This is a genomic window from Streptomyces sp. NBC_00223, from assembly GCF_036199905.1.
Classification (GTDB): domain Bacteria; phylum Actinomycetota; class Actinomycetes; order Streptomycetales; family Streptomycetaceae; genus Actinacidiphila.
Genome location: NZ_CP108109.1, coordinates 2110504 through 2127530 on the forward strand (window position 1 = coordinate 2110504; position 17027 = coordinate 2127530).

General features: G+C 73.9%; 15 protein-coding genes. 14 read left to right on the plus strand and 1 reads right to left on the minus strand.

The annotated features are described in order from the left end of the window. Window positions 1-253 precede the first annotated feature (253 nt). The 14 genes from OHA30_RS08810 (at window position 254) to OHA30_RS08875 (ending at window position 16142) form a co-directional block, all read left to right on the plus strand. Window positions 254-1795: a phage tail sheath family protein gene (locus OHA30_RS08810; protein ID WP_328913249.1), complete on the plus strand. Its 1542-nt coding sequence runs from the start codon at window positions 254-256 to the stop codon at window positions 1793-1795. A 35-nt stretch (window positions 1796-1830) separates the two neighbouring features. Further along, window positions 1831-2271 (plus strand): phage tail protein, encoded by a 441-nt coding sequence (locus OHA30_RS08815; protein WP_328913250.1) that lies wholly within the window; start codon window positions 1831-1833, stop codon window positions 2269-2271. Further along, on the plus strand, window positions 2268-2759 hold the full coding sequence (locus tag OHA30_RS08820; RefSeq protein ID WP_328913251.1) for a hypothetical protein: 492 nt from the start codon (window positions 2268-2270) through the stop codon (window positions 2757-2759). The genes OHA30_RS08815 and OHA30_RS08820 overlap by 4 nt, the downstream gene beginning before the upstream one ends. Then, entirely contained in the window at window positions 2756-2914 is a 159-nt protein-coding gene (locus tag OHA30_RS08825) for a DUF6760 family protein (protein ID WP_328913252.1), read from the plus strand. Before OHA30_RS08820 ends, OHA30_RS08825 begins: the two co-directional genes overlap by 4 nt. A gap of 2155 nt (window positions 2915-5069) precedes the next feature. Beyond that, window positions 5070-6266 (plus strand): hypothetical protein, encoded by a 1197-nt coding sequence (locus tag OHA30_RS08830; protein ID WP_328913253.1) that lies wholly within the window; start codon window positions 5070-5072, stop codon window positions 6264-6266. A 24-nt stretch (window positions 6267-6290) separates the two neighbouring features. Beyond that, complete coding sequence (locus OHA30_RS08835) at window positions 6291-6716, plus strand: phage tail protein (protein WP_328913254.1); 426 nt, start codon at window positions 6291-6293, stop codon at window positions 6714-6716. A gap of 106 nt (window positions 6717-6822) precedes the next feature. Further along, window positions 6823-7545 (plus strand): CIS tube protein, encoded by a 723-nt coding sequence (locus OHA30_RS08840; RefSeq protein WP_328913255.1) that lies wholly within the window; start codon window positions 6823-6825, stop codon window positions 7543-7545. Further along, window positions 7542-9368: a VgrG-related protein gene (locus OHA30_RS08845; RefSeq protein ID WP_328913256.1), complete on the plus strand. Its 1827-nt coding sequence runs from the start codon at window positions 7542-7544 to the stop codon at window positions 9366-9368. The genes OHA30_RS08840 and OHA30_RS08845 overlap by 4 nt, the downstream gene beginning before the upstream one ends. A 155-nt stretch (window positions 9369-9523) precedes the next feature. After that, window positions 9524-9838 (plus strand): PAAR domain-containing protein, encoded by a 315-nt coding sequence (locus OHA30_RS08850; protein ID WP_328913257.1) that lies wholly within the window; start codon window positions 9524-9526, stop codon window positions 9836-9838. Further along, window positions 9835-10257, plus strand: a complete 423-nt coding sequence (locus OHA30_RS08855) for a GPW/gp25 family protein (protein ID WP_328913258.1) — start codon at window positions 9835-9837, stop codon at window positions 10255-10257. Before OHA30_RS08850 ends, OHA30_RS08855 begins: the two co-directional genes overlap by 4 nt. Beyond that, the gene (locus OHA30_RS08860) at window positions 10257-12215 is read left to right on the plus strand and encodes a putative baseplate assembly protein (RefSeq protein WP_328913259.1); all 1959 of its coding nucleotides are present in this window, start codon (window positions 10257-10259) and stop codon (window positions 12213-12215) included. Before OHA30_RS08855 ends, OHA30_RS08860 begins: the two co-directional genes overlap by 1 nt. Further along, window positions 12212-12775 carry a phage tail protein gene (locus OHA30_RS08865; RefSeq protein ID WP_328913260.1) on the plus strand — a complete coding sequence of 188 codons (564 nt, stop codon included), beginning with the start codon at window positions 12212-12214 and terminating at the stop codon, window positions 12773-12775. Before OHA30_RS08860 ends, OHA30_RS08865 begins: the two co-directional genes overlap by 4 nt. Before the next feature lie 3 nt (window positions 12776-12778). Next, entirely contained in the window at window positions 12779-13801 is a 1023-nt protein-coding gene (locus tag OHA30_RS08870; RefSeq protein WP_328913261.1) for an NADase-type glycan-binding domain-containing protein, read from the plus strand. A 157-nt stretch (window positions 13802-13958) separates the two neighbouring features. Then, complete coding sequence (locus OHA30_RS08875) at window positions 13959-16142, plus strand: eCIS core domain-containing protein (protein WP_328913262.1); 2184 nt, start codon at window positions 13959-13961, stop codon at window positions 16140-16142. 131 nt (window positions 16143-16273) lie between these two features. On the opposite strand, the gene OHA30_RS08880 is transcribed toward OHA30_RS08875, so the two are convergent. After that, entirely contained in the window at window positions 16274-16792 is a 519-nt protein-coding gene (locus tag OHA30_RS08880) for a hypothetical protein (protein ID WP_328913263.1), read from the minus strand. Between the last annotated feature and the right edge of the window lie 235 nt (window positions 16793-17027).

Sequence of the window (17027 nt, forward strand, 5' to 3'; positions counted from 1 at the left end):
CGTCCAGGGCGGCCGACCGGCCGGGCCTTCCTCTGCCGCCGCCCTCCAGTGGAGCGCCCGGAGACCGGCCGGTCCAGGTCCGCGCGGGCACCGCCGGGTCGCCCTCCGTGGCGCCCGGAGGGTCCGCGCGGGCGTCCGGACAGGCAGCCGGGCTGCCCCCGGTCACGCCCCCCTGCCCCTGTCGCCGCGCCGGACCGGCCTCGGAGACTCGGCATTGACGCAGGCGATCCGATGGGAACGTGAAGGAGCGAGCATGCCGACGTACCTCACCCCGGGTGTGTACGTGGAGGAGGTGCAGTCCGGTGCCCGCCCGATCGAGGGGGTCGGCACCGCCGTGGCCGCGTTCGTCGGGTTCGCCCGGAAAGGCGCGTTCCACGAACCGACCCTGGTGACCAACTGGGACCAGTACGTGCAGCGGTTCGGCGGTTTCACCGAGGGCACCTATCTCGCGCACGCCGTGTACGGGTACTTCTCCAACGGCGGCGGCGCGGCGTACGTGGTGCGGATCGGCGGGTCCGGCGACGACTCCTCCGCTCCGGCGGCCGGTACCGGCCGGGAGATCCCGGCGGCCGAGCCGGTGGCGCTCGGCGGGTTCCTGTTCGCGGCCCGGCCCGGTACGTCCGGACTGTCGGTGGAGATCGCCGACCCGGACGGCGAGAACCCGACCGAGGACCGCTTCAAGCTGCTGGTCCGCCAAGGCGACCAGGTGCTGGAGACGTACAACGTCTCCACCCGCAGGAGCGTCAAGGCCTATGTGGTCGGCCAGGTCCGGGCCTCCAGGCTGATCGAGGTCACCGAGCAGCGCGACACCGCCCAGACCCGGCCCGCCAGTCAGACGGCGGCCCTGCCCGACCCCGCGGCGCCCGCCGCCGGCGAGGTGGCCGGGATCGACCCGGCCGAGTACGTCGGCGACGCGTCCGCCCGGACGGGGTTCGCGGGGCTTGAGGCCATCGACGAGGTCACCATGGTCGCGGTCCCCGACCTGATGGCCGCCTACCAGCGCGGCGACATCGACGCCGAGGGCGTGCGCACCGTCCAGCTCGCGGTGATCTCGCACTGCGAGCAGATGGGCGACCGGGTGGCGGTGCTGGACACCCCGCCCGGACTCAGCGCCCAGCAGGTGCGGACCTGGCGCAACGACGAGGCGGGGTACGACTCCCGCTACGCCACCCTCTACTACCCGTGGGTGCGGGTCTTCGACCCGGCGGTCGGCCACAACACCACCGTCCCGCCGAGCGGCCACATCGCCGGTGTGTGGGCGCGCAGCGACACCGAGCGCGGTGTGCACAAGGCGCCGGCCAACGAGGTGGTCCGGGGCGCGGTGGACCTGGAGATCCGGCTCAGCAAGGGCGAGCAGGACCTGCTCAACCCGATCGGGGTGAACTGCGTGCGCGCGTTCCCGGGGCGCGGCGTCCGGGTGTGGGGCGCCCGTACCCTCTCCTCCGACCCGGCCTGGCGCTACCTGAACGTGCGGCGGCTGTTCAACTACCTGGAGGAGTCCATCCTGCTGGGCACCCAGTGGGTGGTCTTCGAACCGAACGACGACCGGCTGTGGTCCAGCATCCGCCGCAACGTGACCGCGTTCCTCACCGAGGAATGGCGCCGGGGCGCGCTCTTCGGCCGCACGGCCGAGGAGGCGTTCTACGTGCGGTGCGACCGCGGCAACAACCCGCAGGAGTCCATCGACCAGGGCCGTGTGGTCTGTGAGATCGGTGTCTCGCCGGTGAAGCCGGCCGAGTTCGTGGTCTTCCGGCTCGCCCAGTTCTCCGACAGCACCAGCCTCATCGACGAGTGACCCGCGGGTCCGGCAAGGAAAGGTGAAAGACAGCCATGGCAGAGGGCGATGCTCTTTCCACCCACGTCTTCGGCGTGCAGCTCGGCGGCTATCTGGTGGAGTCGATCCAGGAGATCAGCGGACTGACCGTCGAGGAGGAGGTCGTCGAGGTCCGGCAGGTCACCGCCGAGGGCAAGCAGATCATCCGCAAGCAGCCCGGCGCCCGGCAGGCCGGCGAGGTCACGATCACCCGCGGACTCGACAAGAGCAGCGAGTTCACCAATTGGATCAAGGAAACCCTCAACAAGGGCGCCGTCGACACCGCCCGGCAGAATCTGACCATCGAGATCAAGGACTCCCAGGGAGACACGGTCCGGCGTATCCAGCTGATGCAGGGCTGGGCCTCCAAGTGGGAGGGGCCGTCGCTCAAGGCCGGTGAGTCCTCCGCCGCCACCGAGTCCGTCACGATCGTGTTCGAGGAGATCGTCGTCGAATGAGGCGTCGTACGGTGACGGCGGGCGGCCTGGAGGAGATCCTTGAGGCGACGGCGCCCGCGCCGCCTCCCGAGCAGCCGCATGTCCCGGGCCCCCGCCCCGCGACAGCCGACAGCCATGGACTGCGCACCGAGTTCGAGTTCGAACTGCCGCGCGGGTACGTGGACGAGGCGGGCACGGTGCACCGGCACGGGTCGATGCGGCTGGCGACCGCCCGCGACGAACTGCGCCCGCAGATCGACCTGCGGGTCAAGGAGAACCCGGCCTATCTCAGCGTGGTGCTGTTGAGCCAGGTCATCACCCGGCTCGGCACCGTCACGGACGTGCACGCGGGGATCGTGGAGCGGATGTACGCCACCGACGTCGCGTTCCTCCAGGACTTCTACCGCCGGGTCAACAGCGAGGGGCACACCCGCGCCGCGGTGACCTGCCCGCACTGCGACGGCGCCTTCGAGGTCGACCTCTCAGGTGGGCGCCTGGGGGAATCGTGACGTACGCGCTCCCCCGGCTGCGGGAGGAGATCGCGTACATCGCCTACCACTTCCACTGGCAGCGCGAGGAGATCCTCGACCTCACCCACGCCGAGCGTACGCAGTGGGTGGCCGAGATCGCCCAGATCAACACCCGCTTGAACGAAGGTGGTTGACGAGATGGTATGGCGGGACGGACTGCGCCGCCGGGCCAGGGGGGCGGCCGGTGACGGCGGGACGCGAACGGCGCCGGGCGCGGCGGGCGTGCCGGGTACGGCGGTGGGCGCGGCGCCGGGTACGGCACCGGGTGCGGTGGGCGTGCCGGGTGCGGCGGGCGCGGTGGGCGAAACCGCTCCCGGCTCCCCGGGCGCGCCCGTGGACGGGGCCGGGGCTGCTTCCATACCCGCGGACTGGGACGGTGGGTGGCGCCTTACCGCGCCGCCGCCGCTGACGGTGACCGTGGCCCGCGACCGGCTCGGCGTGAGCGGCGGACTCGCCTTCCGCGCGGGCCTCGCGTCCTGGCAGAACCCGTCCTTGGCCACGGGCCTCGGCCACGCCCTGCTGCCCTCCGCACCGGTCGGACTGGTCCACGGCGTCGCGCGTCCCGGACCGCCGCTCGGCGCCCGCGCCCGCGCCGACGGCGGCCCGCTGCTGCTGCGGGCGTCGCGGCCCGACACCGCGCCCGACGCCCCGGCCACCGCTGGGGGCGGGCCTTTCGCCGCGTCCGCCCGTACCTCCCCGGCACGTTCGGCGGGCGCGGCTTCCGCCAGTTCGAGCGGGCGCGCAGGCGGAACGGGTACGCCGGTCCAGCGCACGGCGGTCACCCCGACCGAGCACGCGGGCCGAACGGGTACGCTGCCGGTCCAACGCGCCACGGTCAGCCCAACCGGGCACGGGGACCACACCGGTACGCCGCCACTGCAACGGGGTGCGGTCACCCCGCCCGGACGCGCGGACCGAACGGGTACGCCACCGGTCCAACGCACCCCGATTGCCCCGACCGGACGCGCCACCTCGGCCGCCGCGCCCCTCGTTCTCCCACCGTCGCCTGTCCGGCCGGGCGCGGCGGAACCGGCCGCCGCCCGGCGCCCGTCGGCCGGAACGAGCTTTCCGCCGGTACGGCGGATCGCCGTGGTGCCGACCCGCGACGCGGACGCGAACCGCGCCTCACGAGCCACCCGCTCCCAGGGCACGAATGCCGCCTCCGTGACGCCGCCCAACGCACGCGACGGGGACGCGAGCCGTGTGCCGCGAGTCACCAGCCCGCGGGACGCGGATGCCGCGCCCGTACGCCCCAGGCCACTGGGCCCCTCGCTGACCGTCGCCCGGCGGGTACCCGGGCCTGTGCGCCGGATCACGGCGCTGACGCCCGAAGCTCCTCCGCTGACGCCGCCCGCCGGGAACCGCGCGCGACCGGGCGCCGACCGGGCGACCCTGGGCGCACCCCTCGACCAACTTCCCCCCACCGCAGATCTGCTGACGCCCAATCAATCCCAGCCGACCCACCCGGCAGCGGCGGCCCCCGGCGCGAGCGGGCCGGGACTGCCGGTCGTACAACGCCACGCGGACACCCCTGATCCCGGGCCGACCGTCGCGGCCGCGCCGACGCCGGAAGCCACTTCGCTGACGCCACCGGGTGGGAACCACGCGCAGCCGAACGCCAGCCGGGCGACCCTGGGCGCACCCCTCGACCAACTTCCCTCCACGGCGAAGCCCTTGACGCCCAACGTGCTCCAGCCGAACGGCCCGGCAGCAGCGGCTCCCGGCACGAGCGGGCCGGAACTGCCGGTCGTACAACGCCACGCGAACGCCCCCGATCCCGGGCCGACTGTCGCGGCTGCGTCCGGGCCGACGCCGGAAGCCACTCCGGTCACGCCGCCCGCCGGGAACCACGCGCAATCGGGCGCCGGCCGGGCGACCTTGGGCGCAGCCCCCGACCAACTTCCTTCGGCTGCACATCTGCTGACGCCTAATCAATTGCAGCCAAACTACCCGATAGCAGCCACCCCCGGCGCAGGCCGGCCGGAACTGCCGGTCGTACAGCGCCACGCAGACACCCCCGGCCACGCACCTTCCCACCGACCGGACGCGTCCGGGGCACGTACCCGCGGCGGTCTGGGCACACCCCTCAACGAACTTCCCCCCACCGCGAAGCCGCTGACACCCAACGGGCCCCGGCCGAACCACCCGGCAGCAGCGGCCCCCGGCACGAGCGGGCCGGAACTGCCGGTCGTACAGCGCCACGCGGAGGCCCCAGGTCCCGCACCTTCCCACCGATCGGGCCCCTCCGGGGCGCGTACTCGCGGTGGTCTGGGCGCGCCCCTGCCTGCGATGCCGCCGACCGCCGAGGCGTCCCGGGATGCCGGCCAAGGCCCCCGCCCCCGCCCGACGACGCGGGACGTCCAGCGCTCCCCCGCCGGTCCGCGGCCCGCTCCCGAGGCCCGCGCGGACGTCGGGCCGCTGCTGGGCGCGGCGGGCGGCATCGGGGCCGACCCGGTCGCCAACACCCTTGCGGCCCACGGGGTTTCCTCGCCGCAGGCCCCCGTCCCCGTACCGCTGAGGCGGACCGGCCCGCGACAGGACCCGGCTGAACACGCCCCCGTACAGCGGACCCTGACTGAGCCGACGAGCGCACCCGGCGGGCGGACGGCACCGACCCCCGGCCACCGCAGGCCGCCACAACCGCTCGTCGTCGCGCGGGCCGTGGGGCCGGGCCGCGTCGGCACGCGTACCCCCGCGCCATCGGCGCCCCGCACCCTCGCGCTGCTCGCCGCGCGCCCGCTCGGCGTCCACACCCGCGCTCCCGAAGCGGCCGCGGCGTCCTCGGGCGCCCGCGCCGGCCGGCCGCCCGTCGTACCCGCGTCCTGGAGCCGCGAACCGGCGCCCGTACCCGTACCGGACACGCGACGCGCCTCCGCCACGAACCCGTCCGCAGGACCCGCGGCACCGCGGCTCCCACGAACCCCTGCCGGTCCGCCCTCCTCGGCGAGCCCGCACCGCTCGCCCGCGCTCGACGCCGCTCCCGCGCGCCCGGCCCGCGCTGTTCCCGTCGTACGCCCCGACGCCCCCGTCCAGCGAGCCGTCGCCGGCGCGGGCGCCACAGGTCGTCCGCGCGCGCTGTCGGTGTCCGGCCCGCAGGCGCCCACGCTCCGGGACCGCCCGCCCGCGCCGCTGACGTCCCCCGTCTCCTCCGTGCCCGTGGTCCGCGCCGACCGCATGACCTCGGCGGCGCCGGGCCACGGTCCCGCGGGCCCGGCCGTACCGGTCGTGCAGCGGGAGGTGACCGGAGCCGAAGGCGTACCGGCCGGGGTGCCGGTGAGGTCGCGCCAACGGTCCGCCAGCGCGCCGCCACCGGCCGCGTGGGGAAAGGCGACGACGGGCCGGGCGGCCGCAGTCCCGGCCCAGGAGGCCGGAATCGACCTGGACGACCTGGCGCGGCGGTTGCTGGAGCCGGTGTCCCGTCTGCTGCGCACCGACCTGCGACGCGGCCGGGAACGCACGGGCCGCCCCTACGACGGACGCCGCTGAGGACACCGAACGGATGGCCAACGGATGACGGACAACATCTTCGCGACGAGCGTGTTCTTCCGGCTCGCGATCGGCGGCAACGACCTGGGCGCCTTCCACACCTGCTCCGGCATGGGCGCCGAGGTGGAGATGGAGAGTTACGCCGAGGGCGGCAACAACGGCTTCACCTGGCAACTGCCCGGCCGCGTCAGCTGGTCGAACATCACGTTCACCCGGCCGGTCACCTCCGACACGGCGAAGATCGGGCGCTGGCTCGACGAGACGCTGCGGCGGGTGGAGCCCAAGGACGGCGAGATCGTGGCGCTGAAGCCGGATCTGACCCGGATCATCAGCTGGCAGGTGCTCGGCATCGTGCCGGTGCGCTGGCAGGGGCCGTCCTTCGACCCGTCCTCCTCGCAGCCGGCGGTGGAGACGCTGGAGATCGCCCACGAGGGGCTGCGTCCCTCCTGATACCTCCTCCTGATACCCCCTCCGCGGCACATCCGACCAGTCAGCAGCCCCGTCATCAGCCCCCTCAGCAGCCCCGCCACGATCCGTACGGAAGGAGTCCCCGGTCATGTCCTCCGCGAGCCGTAGCAGCCGGGCCCGGGCTCAACTGACGCTGAAGGAGCCCCCCTCGGCGGTCGGGGCCAAGCCCGGTGGCACGATCGCGCAGCTCACCCTCCAGTTCAACCCGACCACGCTCCAGTTGCGCAAGACCACCGAGTGGCGGCGCAGCCCGTCGCGGATGGCCGGGCAGTCGGCGCTGCCCGAGTTCGTGGGGAGCGGGCCTCGGGAACTGAGCCTGGAGGTCTTCCTCGACGCGACCTCGACCCACGACGACTCCGTCGAGCAGGCGGTGGAGAAGCTGATGAAGGCGTGCGTGCCGACCCCGGCGAGTCTGGCGCGGAAGAAGCCGGCGAGCCCGTGGGTACGGTTCGAGTGGGGCACGGCCCGGACGACCGCGTTCGACGGGGTGCTGTCGAGCCTGTCGGTGACGTACACGCTCTTCGACGTGGACGGCCGGCCGCTGCGGGCGACCTGCGCGCTCTCGGTCGAGGAGGCGAGCGTCGACCCGGCGGGCCAGAACCCCACCTCCGGTGCGCGCAGGGCCCGCAGCACGCACACCCTGGTGGCCGGGGACAGCCTGGCGCTGCTGGCCTGGCGGGAGTACGGCGACGCGACGGCCTGGCGGATGATCGCCGAGGCGAACGGGATCGACGACCCGATGGCCCTGGCCCCCGGCACCGTACTGATGGTGCCGGCGCTGGGGGACGCGGACGACGAGGGGGAGCGGTGAGCACGCCCGAGGCGCGCGGCGGCCGGGCGTTCGCGGCGGATCCCGTGGTGGAGGCGCCCGGCGAGCTGCCGGCGACCTGGGCGGCGCAGCTGGTGAGCTGCCTGGTGGACGAGAACGTGGGCCTGCCGGACACGGCGGTGCTCACCTACCGCGATCCCGACAACGAGTTCCTGGCGTCCACGGGCATCACCCTGGGCACGCCGCTGCGGGTGTCCGTGGTGACCGCCGGCGGGCAGGGGCGTGAGCGGCTGTTCAACGGCGAGGTCACGGCGGTGGAGATCGACCGGGACGGCACGGGCTCGTTCACGGTGCTGAGGGCGTACTCCCGCGCGCACCGGTTGCAGCGCGGCCGGCGGGTGGTGGCGTACCGGAACATGACGGCCGCCGCGATCGTCCGCAAGGTCGCCGTCGGGGCGGGTCTGGCCTGCGGGACGGTGGAGGCGGCGCCGGTCACGTACCGGCAGCTGTCGCAGGCCAACGTCTCCGACTGGGACTTCCTACAGTATCTGGCGGCCGAGAGCGGTGCGCAGGTGCGGGTCGACGACCAGGGCGTGCTCCAGTTCACCCGGCCGGAGCGGGCGTCGGGCGCGCCCGCGCCGTCGACCCCGGCCACGCAGAATCCGATGGTGCTGGAGTACGGGCGCAATCTGCTGGCGCTGCGTGCCGCGCTGTCGGGCGCGGACGGCGCGGCCTCGGTGGAGGTGCGGGGGTGGGACGTCACCACCAGGACCCCGCTGGTGGCCCGGCACCCGTCGGTGACCAGTGAGACGGTGCTGCCCGGGCTCGCCCCGGAGTTCGGCCTCCGCTTCGGGGCGTCGGCGAAGCTGACGGTGACGGACACCCCGTACGGTACCCAGGCCGAGACGACGGCGGTGGCGGACGCCGTCGCCGCCCAGGTCAGTGCCGGTTTCGCGGAGTTGGAGGCGGTGGCCGAGGGCAACCCGCGGCTGCGGGCGGGGCTGCCGGTCGCGCTGGGCAACGTGGGGAAGGCGTTCTCCGGCCGGTACACGGCCACCGCGGTGCAGCACAGCCTGGAGCCGCACAACGGCTACCGGACCACGGTGTGGGTCAGTGCCAGCCCGGACCGGTCGCTGGCGGGCCTGGTGACCGGTGCGAACGCGCCCGGTCGCGGCCCGCGCATCCCGGGGCTGGCGATCGGGGTGGTGACGGATGTGCGGGAGCCGAACGGCGCGGAACAGGGTGGGGTCCGGCTCAGGTTCCCCTGGCTGGACGGCACTTACGTGACGGACTGGGTGCGGACCGTGCAGTGGGGCGGCAAGGGCGGCGGGGGCGTGGTGAGCCCCGAGGTCAACGACGAGGTGCTGGTGGGCTTCGAACAGGGCCTGCTGGACAGCCCGTACGTCATCGGCGGCCTCTACAACGGTGTGGACCACCCCTCGCCGCACGATGTGCCCCTGGTGGACTCGACCAGCGGGAAGGTCAACCGGCGTTCGGTGGTGTCGCGTTCGGGCCACCGGGTGGAGCTGCTCGACGCCCCCGCGCCGGGCCCGTCCGGGGTGCGGCTGCGCACGGCCGACGAGCGGCTGGAGATCCTGCTGCACGACCGCGACAACACGATCGAGTTGACGGTGTACGCGGCCGGGGGACGGCGCGCTCTGTCCTCGGTGCTGCTGGACGAGGACGGCATCACGCTGGACGCGCGGACCGGCACGGTCCGGGTGCGGGGGAACACCGTGGAGATCGACGGCACCACGGCGGTCACGGTCGGCGGCCGGTCGGTGAGCGTGACCGGGCAGACGGACGTCACCGTCGACGGCGGACTGCTGGGGGTGCTGAAGGCCGATCTCGTCCGGATCAACTGACGCCTGCCGCACGCCAGGTCGCCGCCTGCCCGACCACCCGTTCGCCGACCGCCCGCCCACTCGCCCGCCAACCGCCGCCCACTCGCTCGCCGCCCCATCGACTGCCGTCCGACGCAAGGCCCGTGAGGGCCGTGACCTTCTTCCAGGAGCCCGTTATGCCCGCTGCCGCCCGTATCGGCGACCCCACCAGTCACGGAGGTGTGATCACCGCCCCGCCGCCCCCGGCCGCCGCCGCGGTCGTGCGGGTGCTGATCGGCGGGCGGCCCGCCGCGGTCGAGGGCAGCCTGCACGTGTGCCCGCCGCATGTCGAACTCGGCCCGGCCAATGTGATCCTGCCGAACCCCGCGGCGCTCACGACCGGCGTCGTCCTGATCGGCGGGCTGCCGGCCGCGCGGATGCGGGACCTCACGGCGTGCACCGCGACCGTGTCCCTGGGCGCCGTGAACGTGCTGATCGGGGGCCCGTTGTGAGCGAGCGGTTCATCGGGCGCGGCTGGGCGTTCCCGCTGCGGGTCGGGCCGACCGGCGGGATCGGCATGGTGGAACGGGAGCGGGAGATCGAGGAGGCGATCCGGCTGGTGCTCGGCACCGCGCCCGGCGAGCGCCCGATGCGCCCGGAGTTCGGCTGCGGCATCCACGAGTACGTCTTCGCGCCCGGCGACGGAGCCACGGCGGGGCGGATCGCCCAGCGGGTGCGTGAGGCGCTCGACCGGTGGGAGCCGCGGATCGCGGTGGACGACGTGGTGGTGGCCTTCGACGCGGTGGACGACGGCACTCTCTACATCGACGTGCGCTACACGATCCGCTCCACCAACGACCGGCGCAACCTGGTCTTTCCCTTCTACACGATCCCTTCCGAGGAGGGGGCCGAGGAAGCGGTGGCGGACTGATGGCCCTCCCCATCCCCAACCTGGACGACCGGCGCTTCCAGCAGCTCGTCGACGAGGCGAAGCGCTATGTGCAGCAGCGCGCCCCGGAGTGGACCGACCACAACGTCTCCGACCCGGGGGTCACCCTGATCGAGACGTTCGCCTACCTGGTGGACCAGTTGCTGTACCGGCTGAACCGGGTGCCGGACAAGAACTACCTCGCGTTCCTGGACCTGTTGGGCATCCGCCTGTTCCCGCCGACAGCGGGCTCGGCCGAGGTCGACTTCTGGCTGTCGGCGCCGCAGCCGGACACGGTGACACTGCCGGCCGGCACCGAGGTGACCACCGCGGACGGCGAGACGGACGAGCCGGTGGTGTTCGCCACCGCGGACGAACTGCACATCCTGCCGAGCGAGTTGGTCCGGCTGGTGACCGCGCCCCGCGGCGGTGCGCAGACCGACAGGACCGGGACGCTGTCCGAGGGCCGCGACGTGCCGTGCTTCCAGGCCGCTCCCGAGCCCGGTGACGCGCTGCTGTTCGGGCTGCCCACCGCGGTGCCGCGCTGTGTGCTCGCGGTGCGCCTGGACAGCCGGGTGGAGGGCGTCGGCGTGGACCCGCGCCAACCGCCCCTGGTGTGGGAGGCGTGGGACGGCGGCGGCTGGCGCGAGTGCGAGACCGGCACGGACACCACCGGCGGTCTGAACCGGCCCGGCGAGGTGATCGTGTACGTGCCGGCCGGACATACGGCGTCCGTGGTCGGCGGGAACCGGGCCGGCTGGCTGCGCTGCCGGGTCACCGAGGCCGGTCCTGGCCAGCCGTTCTACTCGGAGTCCCCCACGATCCGCGAGGCCACGGTGTTCACGGTCGGCGGCACCACCTCCGTGGAGCACGCCGAGACCGTCACCGATGTGCCGATCGGCACGTCGGAGGGGGTCGCGGGCCAGACGTTCCGGCTCAGCCGCGTGCCGGTACTCCTCGACGGAGGGCCACCGGTGGTGGAGGTCTCCTCCGCCGAGGGGTGGCAGCGCTGGGAGGTGGTCGAGCACTTCGGCCGGTCGGGCCCGGCCGACCGGCATGTCCGGGTGGACGCCACCACGGGCGAGTTCTCCTTCCCGCCGGCGCTGCGCGAACCGGACGGGACCCTTCGGCTGTGCGGCGCGGTGCCCGAGAAGGGTGCCCGGATCCGGGTGTCCCGCTACCGCACCGGCGGCGGCCCGGCCGGCAATGTCGCCCGCGGCGCGATCTCGGTGCTGCGCAGCTCCGTGCCGTACATCGCGCGGGTCGCCAACCGGGAGGCGGCGCGCGGCGGGGTGGACGGGGAGACCCTGGACCACGCCAGACTGCGGGCCCCCGACGTCCTGCGGATGCAGGAACGGGCGGTCACCGCCGAGGACTACGAGATCATCAGCCGGCAGGCGGCCCCGTCGGTGCGCCGGGTGCGCTGTGTGCCCGCCGCGCAAGGGGCGGGCGCCGTACGGGTGCTCGTGGTGCCGGACGCGGTGGCCGACGAGGGCGACCTGCTCCGCTTCGAGCAGCTGATCCCGTCGGAGCAGGTGCTCCGGGCGATCGCCGAAAGCCTGGACGAGCGGCGGCTGATCGGCACCCGGCTGGTGGTGGAGCCGCCCGCCTACCAGGGCGTGACCGTGGTCGCCCGGCTCGCGGCGGCGCCCGGCGACACCGACCGGGTGCGGGAGGCGGCGCTGGCCGCGCTGTTCCGGCACCTCAACCCGCTGCACGGCGGCCCGGACGGCGACGGGTGGCCGTTCGGGCGGCCGGTGCAGTACGGGGAGGTGTTCGGCGTGCTGCAACAGGCGGCGGGTGCCGCGCTGGTGGAGGAGATCCGGCTGTTCCCGGCCGATCCGGTCACCGGGCGGCGCGGCGCGCCGGTGAGCCGTGTCGACGTGGCCCCGGACGCGCTGGTCTTCTCCCATCAGCACCAGGTCGTCGTCCAGGCCGTCGAGCCGGGGGCGGGAGCGTGAGCCGCGCCGCGGTGGCCGGTCTGCCCAGCCGGTATCCGATCGGCGGGCTGCTGCCCGCGCTGTACGCCGACGACGACTTCGCGCAGCGGTTCACCGCCGGTCTGGACACGGTGCTCGCCCCGGTGTTCTCCACCCTCGACAACCTGCCCGCCTATTTCGACCCGCGGGTGGCACCGCTCGACTTCGTGGCCTGGCTGGCCTCGTGGGTGGGCGCCGCGGACGACCCGCGGTGGTCCGCCGAGCTGCGCCGCGAGGCGGTGCTGCGGGCGGTGGAGCTGCATCGCCTGCGCGGCACCCGGCGCGGCCTGGTCGAGCGGCTGCGGCTCACGCTCGCGGTGAACGCCGACGTCACCGGCGACGGCGGAGTGGTGTGGTCCCGGACGGCGGGCGCCGAGCCGCCGCCGGAGCCGTCCGGCGAGGTGGTGGTGCGGGTGTGGCCGGACCGCGATCCGGAGGTGGACGAGGACCGGGTCCGTGACGTCGTACGGGCCCTGTGCCCGGTGCATGTTTCCTGCCGGGTGGAGTTTCTGCCCGGCCCGCCCGCCGACGAAGGAAGGTGACCCGTGCGCGACTGCCCCACGTGCGGCGCGTCCAACGGTCCCGCCGACGACTTCTGCGGCAACTGCGGATCGTATCTCGGCTGGTCCCACGACCCGCAGGGCGCGTCCGAGCCGACCACCGCCCCCGCGGCGCAGACCGCGGACGGCACGTCCGCCCCACCCGCCGGTCCGGCGGCGCGGGAGCCGGCCGGGCTCGCACCGCCGGGGGGCGCCCCGGCCGCCGGGGAGCCGGTCGAGCCGGTCGAGCCGCAGCCGGCAGCGGTGCGGCCCGCGAAGCCGGTCGCGGCGCGCCCGGTCGTGCGCCCGGTTTCGGCACCGGAGGAGGTGGTCGGGCCGCCGTGCCCCGTGTGCGGCACGCCCAATCTGCCGGGCCGCCGTTTCTGCCGCCGCTGCGCGAGTCCGCTGGACCCGGCGGCGGCCGAGGCCCCGCTGCCGTGGTGGCGTACCGTCTGGCCGTTCCGCCGCCGGGTGCGGGCGGGCTCCGGACGGGCGGTCCGGCTGCTGGTGGCCCTGGCCGTGGTCGTCGCGCTGTGCGCGGCCGCGGTCCTGCTGGTGCCCGCCGCGCGCGCCCTGTTCGAGGACACCCGGGACAAGCTCGACGGCACCAAGGCGGTCACCCCGGTGCGTGTGACGGCCAGCGCCCAGGTGCCGTCGCATCCGGCGTCGAACACCACGGACGGCCTCAGCAACCGCTACTGGGGGGCGCCGGGGGCGGGCGCCTGGGTGAACTACGGCTTCGGCACGCCGTTCCGGCTCGTCGACATCATCGTCACCAACGGCGCTTCCAAGTCGCCCGAACAGTACGACCGGGAGGCCCGGGCGCTCCGGATGGACCTGGAGGTGACGTCGGCGGACGGCACGGTGCACCGCAAGACGTTCGCACTCAGCGACAAGCCGGGCGGGCAGACCGTTCCGCTGGGGTTCAGCGACGTGGTGAACGTACGGCTGGTGCTGGGGTCCGTCACGGGTCTGACGGCGGGTCGTCAAGTCGCCGTCGCCGAGGTGGAGTTCTTCCAGCGGGGCTGAGCACGACCGACACGAGCGCCGGCGGGCTGCCCGAACGGGCAGCCCGGCCCGGCCCGTTGTCCGCCCTTTTCGTTCTTCCCCCGCGACCTCTCCTGCGGCAGGGTCACCAGGGTCACTTCCGAAACGGTGCGAGAGATCTCGTTCGAACGGATCCTTCATGCGGCACACCACCGAGCCCCGACGGAACGCCGGTCCGGACCGCGAACAGGCCAAGCCCCGCGGCGCCGTCCGGACTCCCGGCACGCTCACCACCGGCATGGCCACCGCCGGACGCGGCAGGCCGCCGCAGGCGGGCGCGCTGGGTGCCCTGCAACGGTCGATCGGCAACGCGGCCGTCACGCGGATGGTCGCGTACGAGCGGAACCGGCGCGGCGCCGACCACGCCGCCGTGCAGCGCTCCGGGGGCGGCGGGACGGACCGGCCCGACGCCGTACGGGAGGCCGCGCGAACGGCCGAGCGCGGCGGCGGCCGGCTGCCGGGCGGTGTGCGCCGGACCATGGAGAACGCCTTCGGCACCAAGCTCGACCACATCAGGGTCTCGGTCGACGAGCAGGCCGCCGCGGGCATCGACGCCAAGGCGTACACCGTCGGCGACACCATCGTCGTCCGGAACGCGAGCGTCCTGCGCGATGTCGAGACGATGGCCCACGAGATCCACCACACCACCCAGCGCGGCGCCCCCGCCGGCCTCAGCGACCCCGGCGACAGGTGGGAGCGCGAGGCGTCCGACGTCGGCGCCCGGGTCGCCCGCGGCGAGAGTGTCCAGCGCTCCGCCAGCGACGGCGAGGAGCACGACGGCACCGCGCACCGCGCGGCGGTCCAGCGCCGCGTCGGCTTCGAGTTCGAGTCGCAGTGGCGGGTGCGCGACCACACCGGCCTCGACGACGAGGACGAGCAGAGGTACCAGGACGAGGTCTCCCGGCGTGACGGCATGCTCGGCGTGCAGATCCTCCTGACCATGGCCCGCCTGCAATTCCGTGATCTGCTGGACGAGACCGAACTGGCCAGGCCCGGCGACGAGCTGAGGAACGAGTGGCTCACCGCCCTGCCGAGGACCCGGCCGACCGACCCTCCGCGGTTCGCGGCCACCGACGCGGGCAGGGCGCGGCTCGAACGGGCGCGGCAGGAGAAGCCCGCCGAGTACGCGCGGCACAAGGAGGAAGCCGCCCTGCCGTTGCTGGGCAACGGCGAGATCCGGGAGACCCCCATCCGCGGCCGTGACGTCCCGAAGATGGGTACCGTCGGCCGGGGCACCGGTTACCGGCTCACCTCGGACGTCAGCCCGACGGGCGGCTCGGCCCTGGAGTGGGTGACCGATCCGCTCAGCACGAGGGACGAACTCCTCCAGGTGATGGGCGAGATCACCCGGGTCTCGAATGCCCTGGACGCCCGGAAGGACCAGGAGTCCTTCCCGCTCCAGGAGGTGGTGCTCGGGGGCTTCACGGCGGACCCCGGGATCATGGTGTTCCCGCTGAGCGGTGAGATCATCTACGCACCGCAGATGACCGGCGGTTTCAAGCTGGACGAGCTGCCCCGGCTGTGGAAGTACCTCAACGTGCCGGCCACGCGTCCCTGGAACTCCACGGGCTCCGCCTTCGAGCAGCGCAAGGAGGCCAAGGCGGACCTGCACCAGGACGGCCTGCGTGTGGTCGACACCGTCCGTCAGCAGGCCGAGTCGCAGGCCAGGAACCTCGGCAAGGAGATCACCGGTGGCGCCTCCACGGACGCGCTGGTCGGTCTGACCACCCTGGTCGGCAGCTACCTGGCGTACGGCGACGAACTGCCGGCCAGGGCGAACTCGAAGTCGATCGCGGGCGGTCTGATGTCCCGCACGTCCTTCGCCCACAACTTCACGCTGCTGCCCCTTCCGCTCCGGGTCCACTTCCGCGCGCACCCGGACGAGTTCGCCGCGTTCGTCCTGAGGGCGGCCGGCTTCGACCCGGCCGACCGGCAGGCCCGGGTGTACCCCAACACCGTCGAGCACGGGGACGCCGGTCAGCGCAGCGAGGCTGCGATCCCGCTGACCCGGTACCAGTGGCTGGTGGGCATGCCGGCCGGCAAGGATCTGCTGCGGAACTACAAGCACCTGAACGAGGTGGAGAAGGCCGAGGTCGACAAGGAGGACTGGGCGCACATCCACGGCTCCCTCGGCGCGCTGGGTTCGGTGGACGACCGGGTGGGCGGGCCCGGCAAGGAGGAGGTCGCCCTCGTTGCCGAGCTGCGCCGGATGAAGGACAGCCTGCGCACCGCGGACCTCATGCCGCTCGCGCTCACCGCCTTCGAACTGGTCCAGCGGCTGAACGAGGGCAGGTCGATCAAGTACGAGAAGGAGAGGCGGTAGCGCCGGCTGTCCAGGGGGCAGCACCGGAGTGATCGACCGGAGTGATCAGTACGCCGCCCGCGTCCGCCGCGGCACGAGCACCGCCGCCGCCCTCACCGTCCCGGCTCCGCGCACGATCGACCGGGCGAGCTCTAGGAGACGTACTCGTACCCCGACCACACGCTGCCGCCGCGCCACGCCGTGCCGTCCGTCACGTACGCGTAGGCCAGGGTGCCGTAGTAGCCCGCGCCGCAGGACGCGGCGCCGCCGTAGTTGTAGACCTGGCTCGGTCCGTAGGGGCCGCCGGTGTCGCCTCCGCTGACGCCGGTCGGGCCGTACAGCCAGTCCGTGCTGCGGCACACCACCCAGGCGGAGCCGTTCCACCGCTCCACGTCGAGCCGCACCGCGGCCGCATTGCCCGACTTGGTCAGGCCGCCGACGCAGCCGGTGCCCAGCGCGTAGGTGTTCGCGTAGGCCAGATTGCCGGAGAACACATTGGGCTGGGCGTGGTCGATGCCCGCGGAGCCCTGCACGCACAGTCCGGACACGCTGTAGACCGTGACGTTCGAGCCCCACGTCCACGCGTACGCCGACTGGTTCATGGTCAGCGCGAAAAGTAACGCCACGACCGCACAGAGGGCCGACTTGAGGAACAGCCTGGATACCACCATGGTCTTTTCTCCTGCCTGCGTGAGCCTGTCCGGCCGTAAGGGCTCACGCGGCCTCCCACACGCCACCGTGCCCGTACCCGTGCCGGATACTTCTGGAGGCTCCACAGCGTGGCAGGCACAGCGGTACGGCCCGGGACGAACGCCGCAATCTACGCCGAAGAGCCGACCGGTCCGCCCGTAGGCGTCGTACCGCCCGTACTGCCCGGCCGCCCCAGTCCGGCCGCCGCAGTCCGGA